Source organism: uncultured Prevotella sp. (assembly GCF_946407605.1).
GTDB lineage: Bacteria > Bacteroidota > Bacteroidia > Bacteroidales > Bacteroidaceae > Prevotella.
Window position 1 is genome coordinate 163,833 of sequence record NZ_CAMJOS010000004.1, and the last position, 20,147, is coordinate 183,979.

Consider the following 20,147-nt stretch of genomic DNA (forward strand, 5'->3'; position numbering starts at 1 on the left):
GGTAGTCTCGATTATTTTTTGTACCTTTGTATCGTCAAAAGAAAGATAAAATTTGCGCACTAACTAGAGAAATATTTTTTCTTAGCTAGCGAGATAATTTTCTTAAGTTAAGCGGCAAAATGGAGTCGGACTTGCGACCCGTGAAAAACATTTACAAAATTAATTATTTACCATTTAAAAACACACAAAATTATGGCACTTAAAGTAAAAGCAAAAGAACAACTGATTAAGGTGGGCAAGTATGCAGAGACCTACCGTTACGTGATGATGCCTGAGCTGTACACAGCTCTGACTCAGGACAAGGTGATTAAGGAGGCTGCCCTGCGCTCGGGTGTGAGCCGAGGTGTGATGCAGGCCTGCTGGGATGCAGCTGGCGAGGTTATCAAGGCGTGGGCAACCGAAGGCCACTCTGTAGCGCTGCCTGGACTGGGCACCATGCGCTTCGGACTGCGCGCCAAGAGCGTGGACGACGTGAACAAGGTGAAGGCGGGCCTCATCTCGAGTCGACGCATCATCTTCACGCCTGATGTCGACCTGAAGGACGAGCTGTCGAAGACTGCCGTGCAGATCACCTGCTACGACCGCGAAGGCAAGGAGGTGAAGCGCGTGACCTCGACTGACGAGGGTAACGTCGAAGATCCCGAAAACGAGGGCGGAACCACGAACTCAGGGAACAACGAATCTACGGAGAACGGCGGCAACAACTCGAACACGAATCCCTCGAATCCCACGAATGGTGACAATACCGGAGGTGGTGACAACGGAGACGGGTATAACTAAGGTGAAGGCTGCGAGTAAGCGAGGGCAATGATGCTTGCATCAATTGCCGAGCGAGAGCAGACTAGACCGAAGGTCAAAGAGGTTAGACCAAGGGGCCCCGAAGGGGTCAAATAACCTAGCATAGGGGCTTGTCCCTATGATTAAAGGGGCCCCACCCTCCCACCTATATCCAATAACCTTGAAATTGAAATTTAAAAATCTAAAAGCTATGAAAAAAGAAACTTGGAAGACCGTTATTCAGGTCATTGTATCAATCCTCACGGCGGCGCTCACCGCGCTGGGAACGACCTCTTGCATGGGGCATGGCCCCATTGCAATGTAAGACACCTCATTCAATGCAGAATACGAGATGCCTGTCAGGGGGCGAAGAAGAATGAGGAACCGACAAAAAAACGGAAGCCGATTGACTTCCGTTTTCTATTTTCTTATTCTTTATTATTTCCCCAGTTTCTGCTTGGCACGATAGTAGACCATGCTTTCTGCTATTTCTTGCGTCCCGATGGTAGCAAGCGGCGGAGCCGAGCGCAGCGGGACTTAATATCATTTAATCACCACCTTACTACCTTTATGGATATACATTCCCTTCTTCGTGGGCTTGCTGACCTTGCGACCCTGCATGTCGTACCACTTATCAGCCTTATCCGTGTTGCTCGGCTTTGCCGCTTGGCTCGTCCAAGAATCTGTGGTCGTTATACTTGTGGTCTCTTCGCCGTCGAAGTTCAGATTGAACTCACGCACCCCGTTCGGGTCGCTCAGTTCGAAGTAGGCGCGGAAGGCATTGAGGTGGGGCATGTTGTCGCCATCGGGCTTCGGCCAGTACAGCGTGTTATTGTCGCCCAGGAACAGGATGCTCTTGTTCTCCTCGTTCCACACAATGGGCTTGTATGTGCCCTTGAACGAGCCGCCGGTGAAGCTCACCTCCGTAGAGGCGCTGTTGTTGATGGTGACACCAGAGAATACGGGATCCTGGAGGTCGCGGGTGGCGGGGTTGGCAGCGTCGTAGCCGTCGGCCTTGGTCCACTTAATAATATAAGGTGTGCCGGCGGTCATCGTGGTGGTCTCGTCCTCGAAGTTCAGGGTCAGGGTTCCATCGGTCAGGTTGCTGGTCTCGGGGATGAGTTTCATCACCGTGGCACCCTCAAGGGGGGAACCTGCAAGCGTGACATTGAACGGCAGGCACAGCGTGTTCCATGCGCCGTCCTTATATAGCGTGCGGCCCTGAAGGGTCACGTTGAGGATACTGCCGTTAGCCGCAGTGATAAGGCTGCTGTTGTCGGCATTGTCAGCTAAAGCAATGCCTTCAATTGCCGTAATCTTGTCCGCATAGGTGCTCCAGTGTTCAGCAGCCTTGTAGTTGCCCACCAAGTTACTGAACACGTAGATATTTGCCAATTTCTCGCAACCATCAAAGGCATCTTTGCCTAAAGAGCATGACGGGGCATAAACAGTGACAGTAGCCAGATTAGAGCAATTTCTGAAGGCAATACTGCTGATGCTCGTCACGCCGGCAGGGATCTCAATCGATGTCAGACCAGAGCAGCCGTAGAAGGCACTCCCACCGATGCTCGTCACGCTGGCAGGGATCTCAATCGATGTCATAACAGAGCAGCCGTAGAAGGCAGAAACACCGATGCTCGTCACGCTGGCAGGGATATCAATCGATGTCAGACCTGTACCACCGAAGGCCCATGCGCCGATGCTCGTCACGCCGGCGGGGATGGTGGAGTTTTTACATCCAATAATCAATGTGTTGGTCGATTTTACTATAATCGCATTACAACCATTGCGAGAGTCATAGACCGTATTCCCTGCTTCCACAGTTATTGATGCTAAGTTGTTACAATTTAGGAAGACATAACTACCGATGCTCGTCACGCTGGCAGGGATGGTGATGGACGTCAGATTAGAGCACAACTGGAAGGCATTATTGCCGATGCTCGTCAACTGCGAACCTTCTGCAAAAGTGACAGACCCCAGTCCATTGCAGGTCGAGAAGGCATTATTGCCGATGCTCGTCACACTGGCGGGAATTTCAACCGATGCCAGCCCACGGCACGTGCTGAAGGCACTAATACCGATGGTCGCCAACTGTGAATCTTCAGCAAAAGTGACTGTAGCCAGATTAGAGCAATTCCAGAAGGCATTATCGCCGATGCTCGTCACGCCGGCAGGGATTTCAATTGATGTCAGACCAGTGCATTTTGCGAAGGTATAATTGCCAATGCTCGTCACACCATTCCCGATGACGACCTCTTGGATTTGCCCCGCATAGCTATTCCACGGCTGTTTGGAAGAATTGCTATAATCCGCCATAGCCCCCGAACCGCTGATGGTGAGGGTGTAATTGGTGGATTCGCCTGTCAACACCCATACCACGTCTGTCTCATGACCTGTTGCGCCGCAATAACCACCCGTTATTCCCGTAATTTTGTCCGCATAGGTGCTCCAGTGTTCAGCACCCTGATAGTCGTCCACCAAGTCGCTGAACACGTAGATGTTTGTCAAATTCCAGCAATTCGCAAAGGCATTTCCACCTAAACTGCATGATGGGGCATAAACAGTGACAGTAGCCAGATAAAAGCAACTCTGGAAGGCACGCTCGCCGATGCTCGTCACGCCGGCGGGGATCTCAATCGATGTCAGAAGTGTTTCAGAGAAGGCATAATTGCCGATGCTCGTCACGCCATCGGGGATGGTCGTGTTTTTACATCCTGCTATCAATGTGTTGCTCGATTTTTCTATAATCGCATTACAACCATTGCGAGAGTCATAGACCGTATTCCCATCTGCCACAGCCATTGATGCTAAGTCACAATTCTGGAAGACATAACTACCGATGCTCGTCACGCTGGCAGGAATGGTGATGGACGTCAGATTAGAGCACAACCGGAAGGCATTATCGCCGATGCTCTCTAACTGCGAACCTTCTGCAAAAGAAACTGAAGTCAGACCGTCACAGCTAAAGAAGGCAGCCTCGCCGATGCTCGTCACGCCGGCGGGGATTTCAATCGACGTCAGAAGTGAGCTGCTGAAGGCACTCTCGCCGATGCTCTCTAACTGCGAACCTTCTGCAAAAGTGATAGATGTCAGATACTGGCAACCTATGAAGGCACACTCGCCGATGCTCGTCACGCTGCCAGGGATGGTGACTGATGTCAGACCTTGGCATTCAGCGAAGGCATAAGCCCCGATGCTCGTCACACCATTCTCGATGACGACATTAGAGATGTCTGCCGCATTATCATACCACGGTCGTTCTGCAGGGTCGTTATAATCCGCCATAGCCCCCGTGCCGCTGATGGTGAGGGTGTAATTGGTGGATTCGCCGGTCAACGCCCATCTTACATTATCTCCACACTGCCCACTCTGCGCCCACGCCGTCGTGGCGGTGAGCATCATCACAAGCAGCAGCATCGCTGCCCGTCGCGTTGCGCCCAGCCCCGAGGACAAAGGCGCGAAAAAGTTTTTCTTAATACTCATTGTTATTGTCTATTTTTGATTATTTATTCGTCTCGTAGGGTATAAATATTACCTCAAACTTTCTCATCGTTGAAAAATTCAAAAAAACGTTGCAAAGGTACGAAAAAAATCTGCAAATAATAAGCAACTAAAAGAAAATAATGACAATTTTTGTGATTTTCGGATCAGCGGGGACTCGGATCGGGGATCAACAGGTGGATATGATTGCTCGTCGAGCCATCTGGTTTCCAGTTAATACATCTTCTGGTCGCAAAGTTACAAACATATTCTCTTATCGACAAATAATCACTGAACTTTCCTTCTATAATTCACATATTATTCGTAACTTTGCACCCGAAATGAACGAGACGAAGAAAGGTTTTATACAACTGCACCTCAGCGTGCTGCTGGCAGGATTTACAGGATTGTTTGGCCGACTGATAACGCTGAACGAGGTAGATATTGTGTGGTATCGCATGCTGTTTACAAGCTGTCTGCTGCTGGTGTTTACTGGTCTGCCACGTGTGGGTTGGCGTAAGTTTCTGGAGCTGTGTGGCTGCGGCGCGCTGCTGGGACTGCACTGGATGCTGTTCTATGGCAGCATCAAGGCTTCGAACGTGTCGATAGGTGTTATCTGCTTTTCGCTCATCGGGTTCTTTACAGCTATCTTCGAACCGTTGATATTCAAGAAGCGGTTCTCGGCTATGGAGCTGTTTTTCTCATTGATTACGGTGGCTGGTGTGCTGTGTATCTTCTCGCTGGATGCCCGCTATCGTTATGGCATCCTGATTGGTGTGGCATCATCGGCAGTATGTGCCCTTTATGCCATTTGCAACAAGAAGGCCAGCGTGGGAGTGCGCAGTCGCACCGTGCTGATGTATCAGATGTCGGGGGGACTCTTCATCGTGTCTGCCATCATTCCTGTGTATCTGTGGTTCTTCCCCAGTCAGCAGCCCGTGGTGGTCCTTCCTGAAGGCAGCAACCTCTGGTTTATGCTGTGTCATGCACTGTTCTGCACCGTAGGCATGTACCTGCTTCAGATACAGGCATTAAAACGTCTCTCGGCCTTCACCGTGAACCTGACGTATAATCTGGAGCCTTGCTACACGATTATACTGGCGTTCCTGATATTCGGTGAGGGCCGAGAGATCAATTTCTCGTTCTATCTTGGTATCGTGCTCATATTACTCAGCGTGCTGCTGCAGTCCATACGAGCATGGCGTCCACAGGGCAAGTAGTCTTTATAGTCCTCTTGCCTTCAGCAGACTGGAGGCATCGGGCTGTTGCATACCTGTGAAGTCGGTGAACATCTGCATGAGGTCACCCGTATTGCCGCGACTCAGTATCTTATCACGGAAATCCTGTCCCGTCTCAGGCTTCAGGGCACCACGCTGGGCAAAGACATCAGCGATGTTGACGGCCAGCACCTCAGTCCACAGATAACTATAGTATCCTGCAGCATAGCCCCCACCCCATACATGGTTGAAGTAGCTGGTGTAGTAACGGGGAGGAACCTGAGCGTCAAGCAAGCCAATAGTCTTCAGCGCTTCAGTCTCGAAGGCCAGAGCCTGGTCGGCAGAGGGGATATCCTTCGATGCGAGCATGTGCCAGGCAAGGTCTATGCAGGTGGCAGACAGGTTCTCGCCAAGAGCGTATGCCGTCTGGAACGTGATACTCTTCAGCATACGCTCCTTCAGTTCGGCAGGCATCGGCTCACCAGTCTCGTAGTGGCGGGCATAATGGTCGAAGACCTCAGGGATAGAGGCAAACGACTCGTTGAACTGTGACGGCATCTCCACAAAGTCGCGAGCCACATTGGTTCCACTCAGCCTGTTGTATTGACAGTCGGAGAGGATGCCATGCAAGGCATGTCCGAACTCATGGAACATCGTGGTGACCTCGTCCCAGGTGAGCAGCGAGGGCTGACCCTCGGGTGCCTTGGCACTGTTGCACACATTAAAGATAATGGGCAGTTGCTGACGCTGACGACTCTGTTCTGCAAAGTTGCTCATCCACGCGCCACCACGTTTGGTGGGACGACGGAAGTAGTCACAATAGAAGAGTGCCAACGACTTGCCGTCCTTGTCGATGACCTCGAAGACCTGCATGTCAGGATGGTATGTGGGAATGTCTGTGCGCTCCTTGAATGTCAGGCCATAGACGCGGTTGGCGGCATAGAACACACCATTGATGAGCACGCTGTCGATATTGAAATAAGGCTTCACCTCGTCTTCAGAGATATTCAGCATCTCCTTCTTCATCTTCTCAGAATAGTAGAAGCGGTCGTAGGGCTGCAACTGGAATTGAGAATTGAGATTGGAGGATTGAGATTTGGCAAAATCCTCGATGGCTTTGGTCTCAGCCTGGGCCTTGGGCGTATATTCGCTAATCAGGTTCTGGAGGAAGGCATAGACGTTTTCGGGTGTCTTGGCCATCGTCTTCTCCAAAGAATAAGAGGCATAGTTGGGATAGCCCATAATCTCTGCCTGTTCTGCACGCAGCTTGGCTATCTCTACCACGATGGGGAAGGTGTTGTACTTGCCTGTGCCGTCGGCTCGATGGATAGAGGCCTCGTAAACCTTCTTGCGCAACTCACGGTTGTCGAGGCTGGACAGCAGAGCCTGCTGTGTGGTGTTGACGATGACGATGGCATAGGGAGCTTTGCCGCCTCTGCTCTGAGCATCCTTGGCACACTGGGCAATATCGGCTTCGCTGAGACCTGCCAGATCTTCTTTCTTATCTACCCATACGACTGCATCGTTGGTGGCAGCAGGAAGCTCATCACCCCATTGTGTCTGCAACTCCGTGATGCGCAGGTTGATTTCCTTCATGCGGGCCATCTTGTCATCGGGCAGCAGGGCACCCTTGCGTACAAAGTCCTTATAGATTTCCTCCAATAACTTCTGGTCCTCGCCCTGGAGGTTGTTGTAGTCACGATCATATACCTGACGGATGCGTTCAAACAGCGGTTTGTTGAACGATATCTCGTTTTCAAGGTCTGTCAGCATGGGCATCACCTTTTTCTCCGTCTCGCCAATCACTTCTGTCTTGTCGGCATCTAACAATGCCTCGAAGATGGCTCTCACACGGTCGAGTGTCTTGCCACTCTCCTCAAAAGCCAGAATGGTGTTCTCGAAGGTGGCAGAGTCTTTATTATCTACAATCTGCGCGATTTCATCACGTTTCTGTTGTATGGCAGCCTCAAAGGCGGGCAGGTAGTCAGTAGGCTGAATCTGGCTAAAGTCAGGAGCACCAAAAGGCAGTGTGCTTTCCTGTAGCAGTGGGTTCTCGCGTTGGGTCTCCTTGCAGCTGGTGAGCTGCAACATGGATGTCGACAGCATGGCTGCCGAGATGCCAAGGGTCATCAGTTTCTTATTCATCTTCTTTCTAATTAAATGTCCTTGTTTAATAATAGGTTAAGTTTTGACCCTGCAAAGATACGAATAAGTCTGCATAACTCCTAATTTTTTAAAGCTTTCTTGCAAAATAGTTCGGAAAGAATTCGTAACTTTGCACCATGAAGCAACCGCAACTGGATTATTACAACATGGGAACTGGCGTCGTGGCCTTTAGTAGCACACGCCATGGAGGCTGCAGCAAGGGCAACTATGCTGCATTTAACATTAACAGCTATTGTGGCGATAGCAAGGACGATATCCTCAGCAACCGCAAGGCTCTTTGTGAGATGCTTGGCATCAGCATCGACCATCTGATAATGCCACATCAGGTGCATCTCACGAAGGTGGCGAAGATTGATGAGACGTTCCTTTCGATGAGCCCCGAAGAGAGACAAACGGTTTTGGAAGGTGTCGATGCCTTGATGACAAACCTCAGAGGCGTTTGTATTGGTGTATCTACTGCAGACTGTATCCCCGTCTTGCTCTATGATGAGGTTCATCAAGCCGTTTGTGCCATTCATGCAGGATGGCGAGGTACTGTCAAACGAATCGTGATGAAAGCTGTTGAAGCGATGACGGCGGCTTATGGCACCCAGCCTCAGCAGCTGGTGGCTCAGATAGGTCCTGGCATTCATCTCGACAGCTTCGAAGTGGGCGACGAGGTCTATGAGGCTTTCCACCAAGAAGGTTTTGACATGTCTGCCATCAGCGCCAGGAAAGAAAAGTGGCACATCGATCTGCCCTTGTGCAATCGTCTGCAACTCATAGCATCCGGTTTGTTGCCCCAGAATATAAAAGTGTCGCCTGTCTGTACTTTCAAACAGGCTGCCGACTATTTCTCGGCGCGTCGTTTAGGCATCAATAGCGGTCGCATCTTCTCGGGTATCTTACTCTAATACATTTATATATGGAACAACGACGTGCAATCATCATAGGAGCCACTTCCGGCATCGGACTTGAGGTGGCTAAGGTATTAGCAAAAAAGGGATGGCTGGTAGGTATTGCGGGGCGTCGTCAGGAGCTGCTGGAACAAATTCAGCAGGAGCATCAAAATATTGTGGCCACAGAACAGATTGATGTGACTCAGTCAGACGCCCCTGACCACTTGCAGACGTTGATAGAGAATCTCGGAGGCATGGACCTATATTTCCATAGCTCGGGCATTGGATATCAGAATACTGAACTCGATATGGAGCGTGAACTGGCCACCGTTGAGACCAATGCCGTGGGTATGACCCGCATGGTGGGTGCAGCCTTCCATTACTTCGAAGCACATCCAGGGCAGAAGGGCCAGATTGCCGTTATAAGCAGTATCGCAGGCACGAAAGGACTTGGTGCTGCGCCTGCCTATTCAGCCACCAAGCGTTATGTGAACCATTATCTGGAGTGCCTCACCCAGCTTTGCCATATCCGTCGTTTGCGCCATATCAGCATCCACGACATCCGTCCAGGTTTTGTGCGCACCGCTCTTATCAGCGGCGGCAACTATCCCCTACAGCTCGATGCCGCCAAGGTAGCACAACAGATAGTAAAAAAACTCGAGCAGCGGCGCGCCATCATCACTATTGATTGGCGCTACCGTCTGCTCGTATTCTTTTGGCGCCTCATCCCACGTTGGCTGTGGGTGAGAATGCGTATAGCTTAACGCAGAGCGTAGCAGTTGTCGTTATAGACAGCCTCGCGAACCTGCATCATGCCAGCCTCATCATTAGAAACGGTCATCATCTCACCGCTCTGCAAAGTAGCCTGGATGGTGCCATCGGCATTGAAACGGATAATCTCCTTGGTTACACCATTCTGAGTGATTGACCATGACTCAGTCTTGCTGTCGTGAGTAAACAGGGTTATCTCTCCATTAGGAGCCTTTACCTCATAACCGTCCTTTAAGGTCTTCACTGCATAGTAGCGACCGTCCTGGCCTTTCACGGTCTGCACCTTGTTGAGGGCCATGGGATTACTTCCTGTCCAGAACTCAATGGTGTTGAGCACTACGGCATCGACGAAGAGACACACACCACCGACAATAGGCTGGAGGATGAGACCTACGATACCATTGACATACTTATTGCTGGTCATGTTGCACTGCCACTTCTCGTACTTGTTGAAGAGACTAAATGAACCAATACACGAACTGCACAGGAAAGAACCTGCCAACAGCACAACGGCTGCTCTTAAACTCATCTTTTTCATATCAATTTGTTTTAAAAGGTTTATAAGTGCTGGCAAAATTACATATTTTCTTTGAATAATACTACAATTTCACAGAAAATTTATCAATTAACTGACGATAGAGAGGATTTTGTCTCAGAATAGCGGGGCGACCCACTAATATCATCTGACGACGGGCTCGTGTCAGCGCCACATTGAGTTTACGGTCTATGATCTGTCCCTCATCATCAATAAAGGTGCTGGCAGTCAGGAAGTCCAACTGATAGAAACGGCTCACCCCTAAGTCGTAGATAATAACCTCACGCTGCGAGCCCTGATAGCGCTCTACGGTGTCTATGGTGATGGGGGACGGACTGAGGGCATCGCGGATGGCGGCTATCTGATTGCGATAGGTCACAATAATGCCCAGCGTCTTCTGGGGGTCGAAGCTGTCACCATAGAAACGACGGATACGTTGTGCCAGTAGGATAGTCATCTCAGCATCGCCTGGTACGAAGATGATACGACGGCTCTTCAGCAGGTCATCGAGAGCATCCTGTGAAGGCAGGTCGTAATGGAGCGAGTCCTCCTGCTGATGGGGCAACGGCACAGGCTTCAGCCAGGTATTATAGAAATGGGTACTGGCAAACTGTGCCACATCGGGGTGCATACGTCCCTGACGACTCAAGGTTCCGATGAACTGTGTACGCTTCTGAGCCATCTCCCAGTTATAGAGACGTTGGAACAGCGACTGGCGACAGTCGGTCAATCCAATAGCGTGGAGCAAGGGTGAGTCAACCTTTGCATCCTCAGGATTCTGCTGCACCACAGCAGGCAACTGCTTATGGTCGCCAATGAGTACAAAACGGTCTATCTGACTGCTGCTCAGTAAGCCGATAAGTCCTGGCTCCAACACCTGCGAAGCCTCATCGACAATGGCCAGAGAGAAATGAAGGCCATGCAGCAGGAAGGGACGGGCCTGCATCATCGATGTGGTGCCAATGACGATACGGGGATTATCTTCAAGGCCTGCCTCACGGAGCATCGAACGAATCTCATCGACAGCACGGTTGGTGTAGGCCATGAGGAGGATATAACCCAACGATTCATCGTTGGGAGTAGTGGTGGAGAGCTCTTCCTCCACCATGAAGCGGAGGGCCATCGAGGTCTTGCCTGTACCTGGAGGACCCACCAGCAGGAAATAGTCGCGAGCCTGCTTGGCTTTCAGCAGGATGTCATCGTAATAGGGATTATAGGATTTTGAGAGCGTGATGGAAGTGTCAACCTCTGGTGCACGCTGTCCTAAGAGGAGGTCTTTCTTTCGTTGTGACGACAAAATGAACTGATGCAGACTGCGAATGTTACTACCCGTAGACACATCGCTGCTGCCATGCTCTATGGCCCACTGCTTGTCGGAAGGGGCAAAAACGGCTTCATTCTGTTGACCGTCGTTCAGAAGCACCACCATCTTTTCTGCCCCAATCTCCTGCAATGTGCCCTTATAAAGAATATGGTGGCGCACATCGGGTTCATCGTCATACTGATACAGATAAACCATATCGCCCACTCGGAAGTTGAGGGTGGAGGACTGGGAGCTGACGTCTGAAGTATGAGGGCTGAGGGTGATAAGGTCATAGCCGCCATAGGGGTCGGTCTTTTCGCGCTTCTTGATGTTAAGATTCAGAATGATATTGCCCTGTTCCTGCTTCTCGTCAAGTGACATCAGCCACAGGTCGGAATTACTACCTCCACTATGGTGCAACGTCTGTTCGCTGCTTCCTAACTTCTGTGCCCGTTGCTCACGATAGACAAAGGTCATCATCTGCTCATAATAGGCACGTTCCAAAGGATTGAGATTTGAGAATTGAGATTTGAGGTTTTCTATCTCAGGCAGAATATACTGGTGAAAGTAACCATCACGGGCTATACCTTTATATATAACATCGGCATTGAGCAAAGGAAGAATACGTCCGAAACCATCACGGGCGATAAGCAGCTCTGTGGCCACAATCTGATTCCTCAACTTGATGGCCTCACGAAACAGCGTACGATAATAGTTGACGATGACAAGACCCTTATCCGGCGTATAACGAGAGTAGAGCAGACGGGTGTCCACCTGTGAGTCGCTCTTGCCGAAGTTATAACGCAACATGCCGTAATAGAGTAGCAACTGCACATAGTGACTTTCCAGTTGTAGTCCATGAGCATCATGACTCTGATATTCTATCTTCTGATTCTTGCCAGACTTCTGTTCTACCAGCAGACGCATGTCAGCAGTCATCAGGTCTACACGTCCCTGCAGTCCCAGTTTCTCACAGATAAATGAGGGTTCAAGAAGCGCTTGGGACTTGAGATTCGGAAACTGAGCATTAAGGATTTTGACTGCCTCGCGGATAACCTGCATCTGTTGTTCGGCTTCTTTCTCGAATTTCTCTTTGTCGAAGTCCTCGCAGGCAGCAAACCGCTCAGCCTGCTCACGATAGGAGCGCTGTAGTGACAGCTGCGTGGTGGCCTCTGGGTTATTGATGATGTCGTCGAGTGCCGTACCAGCGAAGTTTCCCAATAACGTGGCCTGGGTATTAGGCCTAGGCTTTAGGCGATTTACCGTATAGAGCAGGGGATGATGCCCATAGGCAGTGAAGCAGGTAGCCAGCGATGAGATGTCAAGCATGAAGTCGGGCTCTACCACAATAATCTGAGGTCTGAGATGAGAGTTGTCAGAATGACAATCCAACAGATTGAGCTGCATCCCTTCACGCAGTACTTTCTGAAGATAGGTAAGGTCGCGGCCGCCCTCGGTACTGCCATAGTCAATGGTAATCTCGCCATCCTCGCTTTCAGCGGTGATGGTGGTGGCATCGAAGGAACGAACAATACAACGCACGTATAGTTTGTTGACAGAAGGCAGAGTAGGACGCGGCTGGAGGTTGACAGGCAGCAGCTGTAACAGACTGCCAGGCACATCCTCATGGAACACCATATTAATAAATAAGGTAATGGCTCTCAGGTCGTAGAGCCACTCTTCCTTTGTCAGCTTCTCTTCTCCGTTGGAGTGACGACGTGCCTGTTGTATGGCCCACCGTTGCTGCGACTTCATGCCGCATTGCTTACAGACAAAGTCCACCTGCGAGAACAGGTTGCCAAAGGTGCCTCCTTGCGTCCTGCATCCCTCTGCCGCACAGAGTTTGATAATCTCGTGCAGCTGTCGGATGGTAGCTTGCTTGGGCTCTTCCTGTGCCAGCGTCAGACAGATATCGTATAGTTCCTTAGCGTTCATTTGGCTTGTTTCAAAGACTCGATATACTGATAGAGCTTTCGATAGAAAGGATGACGCGTCATCGTGGGACGATCGCCCAGGATGATGACCTTCATCCTGGCTCGAGTAATGGCCACATTCATGCGACGTAAGTCGCGAAGGAAGCCTATCTGCCCCTCATCGTTAGAGCGTACCAGCGAGATGATGATGATGTCGCGCTCCTGACCTTGGAAACCGTCAACGGTATTCACACTGATGCGTGTCCTGAATGGTTTTATCCATTCTTTCTTCCTGATTTGCTGACGCAGATACTGCACCTGAGCACGGTATGGCGAGATGATACCCACATCAAGTCGCTCCTGGAGGATACGCTCCTTGCCTATCATCTCAAAGTAGGCCTGCAACGAGAGTAATGTCAGCTCGGCCTCGGTCTTGTTGATGCGTCCAAACGACTCACCCACGAATTCCTCCTTACCTTCATATTCCGAAGTATCAATCCATGTCATTGGCAAGTCCAAGTCCAGGATACTGCGATGCTCCACCTCTGGTGCGGCTATCATCTGGTTGTGGTAGAACCAGTCGCTGGAGAAGCGCATGATATCTTCGTGCATCCTATATTGGATACGCAACAGCGTCACCACCTCAGGTTTCTCTTCAGCAATGCGCTCCATCAGCGTACGTCCTAGTCCACCCTTCAAGGCTTCATAACATTTCACCGTGGGTGGCAACTGACAATGGTCACCAGCCAGGATGACACGACTTGCCCTACGGATGGGAATCCAGCAGGCTGCCTCGAGAGCCTGGGCTGCCTCATCGATGAAGAGCGTGCCAAACTTCATGCCGTCGAGCAAACGATTGGCTGAGCCTACCAGGGTGCAGGCGATGACACGCGCCTCACCAAAGAGTTCGGCATTGATACGTATCTCCAATTCGGTAGCACGACTCTTCAGGCGGTCCATCTTCTGATGCCAGTTTTCGGTTCTCTTTCGCTGACTGCGCAGTTCGCGGATAGCTTTACGAATGCTCCAGAGCTGGGGGTAATCGGGATGGGCCTCGAAACGACGTTCATAGGTGAACGACAGCATCTTATCGTCTACACGTACTGGATTGCCGATACGTAGTACGTTAAGCCCTCGGTCCACCAGTTTTTCACTGATCCAGTCCACTGCCATATTACTTTGGGCACATACCAGCACCTGACTCTCACGTCGTAACGTCTCGTAGATAGCTTCTACTAGTGTGGTGGTCTTGCCTGTTCCTGGAGGGCCATGCACAATGGCCACATCCTTGGCTCGCAACACTTCGTTAACGGCATGTTGCTGAGTATCATTCAGATACGAAAAGCCCATATCAGGAAACGAGAACGTCTCGGCCTTCTGGTGCGAATAGAAGAGGTCGCGTAGATATCCCAGTCTACCCTTGGCTCGCATGGTACGTTCCAAGGCCTCGAACATCAGGCGATAGGAGGTCTCGTCGAAAAAGAGCTGCACACCCAGCAGACCATCACTTATCTGAAGGTCGGCAACAGAGAAACCATCAGGCACGCTGATAACCATCCGGTCGCCATCAACATAGCTCACTGTGCCGGTGGCAGGAAAGAAACGAATGGCCTTTTCCTGTTGTACAAAGAACTGTACCGGACGTCCAAACTCAAAGTTATGGTCTGTATCATCATCGTTCTGACGGAACACCTCCACGCAGTATTGGTTCAGTGAGTTATAGTACGACTTTCCCACTCGCAACGGCATCCAGGCATCGCCACGCTTCACCCTCCGCAACATACCGAGTGCCTCGGTCTGCTGCTGAAAGGCTTGCTTTTCCTCGTCGTACTCCATCTGCAGCAGCATGCGTTGCCGTTGGAGTTCCAGAATGGGTGATGATATTTCTTTATTCATATATTAAAAGGGTGCAGGACGGCGGAACATCAGTCGGTTTTCAGTTACTGGATCAAGAAACGACAAGACTTCAGCATGCAGATACAGACGGTCGGCTTTATGACCATACAGACGGTCGCCCTTGATGGGGTTTGACAGTCCCTGCTCATGGGCACAATGCACCCGAAGCTGATGAGTACGCCCAGTACGAGGATCCAACAGCACGTTATTGCCGCTCATCTTCACACAGAAAGTCTTGGCGGGCTTACCGTGCTCATAATCCACCACCTGACGCGGTCGGTCCATGGGGTCTGGTCGCAAAGGGAGTTCGATGGTACAGCTGGGACTATCCATCGGACGTTCCAGCTGAGCCCTGTATAGCTTACTTACGGTGTGGTCTCGAAACTGCATCTGCAGGTGCTTATGGGCCTCTTTCGACAAAGCAACGACAAGGAGTCCAGAGGTATCCATATCAAGCCGATGCACCATATATGCCTCACCATATTTTGCGCGAAGGATACTCTCTACTGACGGCTGTTTACTGCGACCAGGCACAGATAGCATACCAGCAGGCTTGCACACCACAGCATAGCGACCTTCCACAACACTGACATATTCCAGTTCGCCTGTCTTCATGTCTTCCGTATCGATAGTTAGGTCTTTGATACCTAACATCCACTCGAGAATAGGCTTGCACTTGCCGCGACAGGCCGTATAGAACTGATCATGATGACGAATCTCCATACTGGGAGAGCGTCCCTGCCAGAACTCGGCGATGCTGAGCGGCCGCAGGTGATTCATAAAGGCAAACTGCAGCAACTTAGGAGCACAGCACTCGCCAGAACCAGAGGGAGGCACACCTTGTGGTGTGTCTGCGAATATCTCTGTCAGCGAACGGAAATCGCCTAGTGTGTTTCTCATCATGAAATGATCAAACAACCAGTGTTGCAGGGAGTCAGAGCGCATTTTTCTGCTGTATTTCAGATGCGTCAGCTCGGCTTCTATTGGCTTCAGCCTTTCTGCTGCAGCGGATAGACGTTCACTCCATTGTTTCTTCAGGCGTCGGAGTTCAGCTTTCTGAAACTGACTCTCACGAATCATCTCTGCCGTCTCACCCTGCGCCATCCGCTGTGCATCACGTCGTGCCTTGGCCTCTAACATCAGCGTCTTGTAAGCTGCTATCTCGTCAGAGGCTTGATCCTTCATACGAGTCACCTCTTTTATAATAGTAGAACGTTCGGCCGATGACTCTATTTGTTCTACCTGCCTGTTGATATCCGAGATGCGAGCCTCCTCCTGCTTGAAGTAACCATCGGGCTGCAGATAGTCAAAGACGGCTGGCACAAACCAAGGCCAGTCCTCGCGACCTCCTATCTGTCCGCTGTAGGCAGCAAGAAAGCCTAATTGTCCTTTCTCATCCTCACATACCAACACGCCAAACATCTTACCATTGGCCACCTCGTCGGCCCATGCCGTCTGCTGTTTTAGATAGGCTCGCACCTCATCAGCCGCCAACAGACAAAGCGGATGAGGCTCATAGTCCAGCGGGTTGTTCAACTGCTGGGGACGAGAAAGGGTGGTATGTAGTGGGTGAAACTCCGTCATGGTGTGCAAAGTTACAAATAAGTAGGCGAAAAGCAAAGCGAAAACGCTTTTTTCTCATTTCTTCGTCTTTTTCTTTCTTTTTTTAGGACTTATTTTGTATCTTTGCAGGCTGGGAGGACTATAAATAATAACTAACGTGATGAAGAGACTTCTTATAATGTTGCAATTCGCCGCCATCTTGATGGCTAGTTGCTCAAGCGATAATGATATGGAACAGCAGATAGACGAACTCTATGACAGCATGTCGCAGGAGGAACGCATCGCTCAGTTGCGTAGCATGTATATGGATGAGCTGTTCGACGAACAGGGTCGGTTGGATACTGCCAAATGTCGCCAGTTGATTCCCAATGGCATAGGCCATTTCTCGCAATATGCCAGTCAGGTACCTCGTGAGGCTGACGAGCTACGCGACCGTGTAGCTGCCGTACAGGAATGGCTGATGGAGAACACACCTCACGGCATTCCAGCTCTTTTCCACGAGGAGGTGCTCTCTGGCATCAATACCCGTGGTGCCACTATCTATCCCCAACAGATAGGTCAGGCCTGTTCGTTTAATACCGAACTGGCACAAATCAAGACCCACCAGACGGGACTCACCATGCGCAAGATGGGTGGTGTGCTGTCGCTGTCGCCCATGGTCGATGTGTGTCGCAACCCCTCTTTCAACCGCTTGGAGGAATCGTATGGCGAAGATGCTTACCTCTCGGCCATGATGGGTGTAGCCTTCGTGAGAGGCTTGCAGCAGTCGGACCTAAAGCATGGCGTGGGTGCCTGCTCTAAACACTATCTGGGCTATGGCGGTGGCGGCGATGCCGACGAGAAAGAGCTGATGGAAGAAATTCTGATGCCCCACGAGGCGATGATTCGTTTGGCAGGCAGCAAGGCGCTGATGCCTGGTTATCATGCTGTGCATGGCATCAACTGCGTGGCTAATGATGAGATTCTTAACGACATCCTGCGTGGCTATCTGGGTTTCGACGGCATGGTGGTGAGCGACTACACTGCCATAGATCAACTGCCCGACCAGAAAGACCCCATCCACAAGGCAGCGGCTGCCATCAATGGTGGTAATGATGTGGACTTCCCACAGGGCGACAACTACAAATTCCTGCAGCAGGCCATCGATCAGGGATTGGTGAAGCCAGAGGCCTTTGAACGTGCTGTGAAAGATGTGCTGCGCTATAAATATCGTGCTGGCTTCATGGACAAGAATCCTTATTTATATAGTAAGGAGCACATTATCCTCGATACTCCCAAGGAGCGCCAGACGGCATATAAGATTGCCACCCAGTCAGTGGTACTGCTAGAGAATAACGGCATCCTTCCCATCAAGCGTCAAACCACCATCTTCAATGCCCAAACCTCAAATGTCAAGATTCTTCTCACTGGTCCCAATGCCAATTCGATGTGGGCCATGTGTGGCGACTATTCGTTCCCTGCTATGAGCTATTTCTGGAAGAAGGTAACGGAAGACCTTGACCATCCTCATGTCATCACCCTGTTGGAAGGCATGAAGGACAATAAGACCGAGGATATCGATATCATGTATTCCAGGGGTTGTGACTGGACAGAGACCATCGAGACCGACTTCAAGAAAGGCGGCGATATCAGAGCGTGGGAGTATGATATCCTGCATAGAAAGGTGGATGCTGGCGAGAAGGCCGATAAGGACGAAGCTCTCAGGATGGCTGAGCAATGTGATGTGATTATTGCTGCTGTGGGCGAGAATGTGATGCTTTGCGGCGAGAATCGCGATCGCCATGGACTCCGTCTACCTGGCCATCAGGAGCAGTTTGTGAAAGAACTCATAAACACAGGTAAGCCTGTGGTTCTGGTAGTCTTTGGAGGTCGTGCTCAGGTCATCTCTGGCTTGGCCGAACGCTGTGCAGCCGTTATTCAGGCCTGGTACCCTGGCGAGGAGGGCGGTCATGCTGTGGCCGACATCCTTTATGGCAAAGTTTCGCCTTCTGCTAAGCTGTCTGTCAGCTATCCCAAGCATGAGATTCGCAAGTCCATCTGTTATAATACCCAATCCTCCAACCTCAAGTCTCAAATCCAATGGCCTTTCGGCTATGGCTTGAGCTACACCTCTTTTGAATATAAGAACCTGAAGGTTGACAGCGTGGCCTCAACATCAAACAAGTGCATCACTCTTTCGTTTGACGTGACGAACACGGGACAGATGGAGGCCGACGAGATTGCACAGATCTACCTGTCGCCTCAAGACCAAAATTCCAACCTCAAGCCCCTCACTCTCCAAGGCTTTGTCCGCATACCTCTCCGCGCTGGACAAACCAAGACAGTGAAGGCTAAGCTCTATGTCGAGCAGTTTGGCTATTACACCCATGAGGGTGATCGATTCTGGAATGTTTCGCCAGGCGATTACACCATTAAGGTTGGCGCTTCGTCTGCCGATATCCGCTTGGAGCATAAGGTGTCGTTGACAGGCGAGACCTATAAAAAGCCTCTGCGCGAATACTATTTCTCGGAAGTTTTCGTTAACTAAATAATAATAACTTTAAACCATCAAACAAAAAACAAAAATGAAAAGAACACTTTTATCGTTCATCATGCCGTGCCTCGCAGCATTTGCTATGGCACAGCCCGGAGGCGGCTTTGGCGGCTTCGGAGGCTTCCAGCAGCAAGCAAAGCTAGAAACCAGTCAAGAGTGGAAAGATGTGAATTATGCTGGCGATGACCAGGCTTATCACACCTGCGACATCTATCTGCCCAAGAAAGAGGCAGCCAGCTATCCGGTGGTTATCCATATCTACGGAAGTGCTTGGTTCAGCAACAACAGCAAGGGTAATGCCGACCTTGGCACTATCGTTAAGGCACTGCTCGATGCCGGCTATGCTGTGGTTTGTCCTAACCACCGTAGCAGCATGGATGCCAAGTGGCCTGCACAGATTCACGACATCCGTGCCGTTATCCGTTTTGTACGTGGTGAGGCTGCCAAATACAAGTTCGACACCTCATTCATTGCCACCAGTGGTTTCTCAAGTGGTGGTCATCTCTCATCAACAGCAGCTACCACAAGCGGCATCAAGCAGACCAAAGTGGGTACTGTTGACATCGATCTCGAAGGTAATGTGGGCAACTATCTCAATGAGAGTAGCACCGTCAATGCCGCCTGCGACTGGTCTGGTCCTGTTGACCTGACGGCTATGGACTGCGGCGAAGGCATGAAGATGGGTGATAACAGTCCTGAGGACGTGCTGCTGGGCTCGAAATTGGCACAAGAGCCTGACAAGTATCGCAGCCTGAGTGCTACCTACTATGTCAGCAAGAAGAATCCTCCCATCATCATCTTCCATGGCGAGAAGGACAATGTGGTGCCCTGCTGTCAGGGTAAGATGTTCTACGAGCTGCTGGTAGCTGCTGGTGTCAAAACTGAAGCTACCTTCGTACCAGAGGGCGGTCATGGCATGGGCATGTATAGCGAAGAGAACCTCCAGAAGATGGTGAACTTCCTCAACGCTGCACGTACAGGCAAGTAATTTCCTTTTTAAAACAAATGAACAAGGCCTTGGATTTCGTTCTGAGGCCTTTTTCATTTGTTTCATCGAGACTGTTGTCCTCATTCTTTTCTCTGTCTCTTTTTCTCAAAGAAGAGTAGGATTTGAG

At 50.6% G+C, this 20,147-nt stretch carries 13 protein-coding genes; 7 read left to right on the plus strand and 6 right to left on the minus strand.

Annotation, left to right across the window (positions count from 1 at the left end; genetic code table 11):
* Window positions 1–192: 192 nt before the first annotated feature.
* Both Q0R57_RS03480 and Q0R57_RS03485 read left to right on the plus strand, forming a co-directional pair.
* Window positions 193–780 (plus strand): DNA-binding protein, encoded by a 588-nt coding sequence (locus Q0R57_RS03480; protein WP_294743946.1) that lies wholly within the window; start codon window positions 193–195, stop codon window positions 778–780.
* A 208-nt stretch (window positions 781–988) separates the two neighbouring features.
* Window positions 989–1,102 carry a smalltalk protein gene (locus tag Q0R57_RS03485; protein ID WP_294743948.1) on the plus strand — a complete coding sequence of 38 codons (114 nt, stop codon included), beginning with the start codon at window positions 989–991 and terminating at the stop codon, window positions 1,100–1,102.
* Window positions 1,103–1,320: 218 nt separating this feature from the next.
* Here the strand turns inward: Q0R57_RS03485 and Q0R57_RS03490 are convergent, their stop codons facing one another.
* Window positions 1,321–4,260, minus strand: coding sequence for a leucine-rich repeat domain-containing protein (locus tag Q0R57_RS03490; RefSeq protein ID WP_294743949.1), 2,940 nt, complete (start codon window positions 4,258–4,260; stop codon window positions 1,321–1,323).
* Window positions 4,261–4,598: 338 nt separating this feature from the next.
* On the opposite strand from Q0R57_RS03490, the gene Q0R57_RS03495 reads away from it, so the two are divergent.
* On the plus strand, window positions 4,599–5,477 hold the full coding sequence (locus Q0R57_RS03495) for a DMT family transporter (protein WP_294743951.1): 879 nt from the start codon (window positions 4,599–4,601) through the stop codon (window positions 5,475–5,477).
* Between the two features lie 3 nt (window positions 5,478–5,480).
* On the opposite strand, the gene Q0R57_RS03500 is transcribed toward Q0R57_RS03495, so the two are convergent.
* Window positions 5,481–7,580: a M3 family metallopeptidase gene (locus Q0R57_RS03500; protein ID WP_294744011.1), complete on the minus strand. Its 2,100-nt coding sequence runs from the start codon at window positions 7,578–7,580 to the stop codon at window positions 5,481–5,483.
* Window positions 7,581–7,756: 176 nt separating this feature from the next.
* On the opposite strand from Q0R57_RS03500, the gene pgeF reads away from it, so the two are divergent.
* Window positions 7,757–8,533: a peptidoglycan editing factor PgeF gene (pgeF, locus tag Q0R57_RS03505; protein WP_294743953.1), complete on the plus strand. Its 777-nt coding sequence runs from the start codon at window positions 7,757–7,759 to the stop codon at window positions 8,531–8,533.
* Between the two features lie 11 nt (window positions 8,534–8,544).
* Window positions 8,545–9,282, plus strand: coding sequence for an SDR family NAD(P)-dependent oxidoreductase (locus Q0R57_RS03510; protein ID WP_294743955.1), 738 nt, complete (start codon window positions 8,545–8,547; stop codon window positions 9,280–9,282).
* On the opposite strand, the gene Q0R57_RS03515 is transcribed toward Q0R57_RS03510, so the two are convergent.
* The 4 genes from Q0R57_RS03515 to Q0R57_RS03530 form a co-directional block, all read right to left on the minus strand.
* On the minus strand, window positions 9,279–9,818 hold the full coding sequence (locus tag Q0R57_RS03515; protein WP_294743958.1) for a DUF3332 domain-containing protein: 540 nt from the start codon (window positions 9,816–9,818) through the stop codon (window positions 9,279–9,281). The genes Q0R57_RS03510 and Q0R57_RS03515 overlap by 4 nt on opposite strands.
* A gap of 70 nt (window positions 9,819–9,888) precedes the next feature.
* The gene (locus Q0R57_RS03520) at window positions 9,889–13,062 is read right to left on the minus strand and encodes an AAA domain-containing protein (RefSeq protein WP_294743960.1); all 3,174 of its coding nucleotides are present in this window, start codon (window positions 13,060–13,062) and stop codon (window positions 9,889–9,891) included.
* A complete protein-coding gene (locus Q0R57_RS03525) occupies window positions 13,059–14,936 on the minus strand; it encodes an AAA domain-containing protein (protein WP_294743961.1) in 1,878 nt (625 codons plus the stop codon). The genes Q0R57_RS03520 and Q0R57_RS03525 overlap by 4 nt, the downstream gene beginning before the upstream one ends.
* A gap of 3 nt (window positions 14,937–14,939) precedes the next feature.
* A complete protein-coding gene (locus Q0R57_RS03530) occupies window positions 14,940–16,520 on the minus strand; it encodes an RluA family pseudouridine synthase (RefSeq protein WP_294743963.1) in 1,581 nt (526 codons plus the stop codon).
* Window positions 16,521–16,728: 208 nt separating this feature from the next.
* Here Q0R57_RS03530 and Q0R57_RS03535 point away from each other — a divergent pair, with 208 nt between their 5' ends.
* Complete coding sequence (locus tag Q0R57_RS03535; RefSeq protein ID WP_294743965.1) at window positions 16,729–19,026, plus strand: glycoside hydrolase family 3 N-terminal domain-containing protein; 2,298 nt, start codon at window positions 16,729–16,731, stop codon at window positions 19,024–19,026.
* Between the two features lie 37 nt (window positions 19,027–19,063).
* Window positions 19,064–20,020: an alpha/beta hydrolase gene (locus Q0R57_RS03540; RefSeq protein WP_294743967.1), complete on the plus strand. Its 957-nt coding sequence runs from the start codon at window positions 19,064–19,066 to the stop codon at window positions 20,018–20,020.
* Window positions 20,021–20,147: the final 127 nt, after the last annotated feature.

What these genes read in the sequence shown, in the direction of transcription:
- Q0R57_RS03500 (WP_294744011.1), bottom strand. Translation starts at nt 7,580, where the DNA reads ATGCTGTCGACATCCATGTTGCAGCTCACCAGCTGCAAGGAGACCCAA.
- Q0R57_RS03535 (WP_294743965.1), top strand. Translation starts at nt 16,729, where the DNA reads ATGGAACAGCAGATAGACGAACTCTATGACAGCATGTCGCAGGAGGAA.
- Q0R57_RS03520 (WP_294743960.1), bottom strand. Translation starts at nt 13,062, where the DNA reads ATGAACGCTAAGGAACTATACGATATCTGTCTGACGCTGGCACAGGAA.
- Q0R57_RS03490 (WP_294743949.1), bottom strand. Translation starts at nt 4,260, where the DNA reads ATGAGTATTAAGAAAAACTTTTTCGCGCCTTTGTCCTCGGGGCTGGGC.
- Q0R57_RS03525 (WP_294743961.1), bottom strand. Translation starts at nt 14,936, where the DNA reads ATGAATAAAGAAATATCATCACCCATTCTGGAACTCCAACGGCAACGC.
- Q0R57_RS03540 (WP_294743967.1), top strand. Translation starts at nt 19,064, where the DNA reads ATGAAAAGAACACTTTTATCGTTCATCATGCCGTGCCTCGCAGCATTT.
- Q0R57_RS03515 (WP_294743958.1), bottom strand. Translation starts at nt 9,818, where the DNA reads ATGAGTTTAAGAGCAGCCGTTGTGCTGTTGGCAGGTTCTTTCCTGTGC.
- Q0R57_RS03495 (WP_294743951.1), top strand. Translation starts at nt 4,599, where the DNA reads ATGAACGAGACGAAGAAAGGTTTTATACAACTGCACCTCAGCGTGCTG.
- Q0R57_RS03530 (WP_294743963.1), bottom strand. Translation starts at nt 16,520, where the DNA reads ATGACGGAGTTTCACCCACTACATACCACCCTTTCTCGTCCCCAGCAG.
- pgeF (WP_294743953.1), top strand. Translation starts at nt 7,757, where the DNA reads ATGAAGCAACCGCAACTGGATTATTACAACATGGGAACTGGCGTCGTG.
- Q0R57_RS03510 (WP_294743955.1), top strand. Translation starts at nt 8,545, where the DNA reads ATGGAACAACGACGTGCAATCATCATAGGAGCCACTTCCGGCATCGGA.
- Q0R57_RS03485 (WP_294743948.1), top strand. Translation starts at nt 989, where the DNA reads ATGAAAAAAGAAACTTGGAAGACCGTTATTCAGGTCATTGTATCAATC.
- Q0R57_RS03480 (WP_294743946.1), top strand. Translation starts at nt 193, where the DNA reads ATGGCACTTAAAGTAAAAGCAAAAGAACAACTGATTAAGGTGGGCAAG.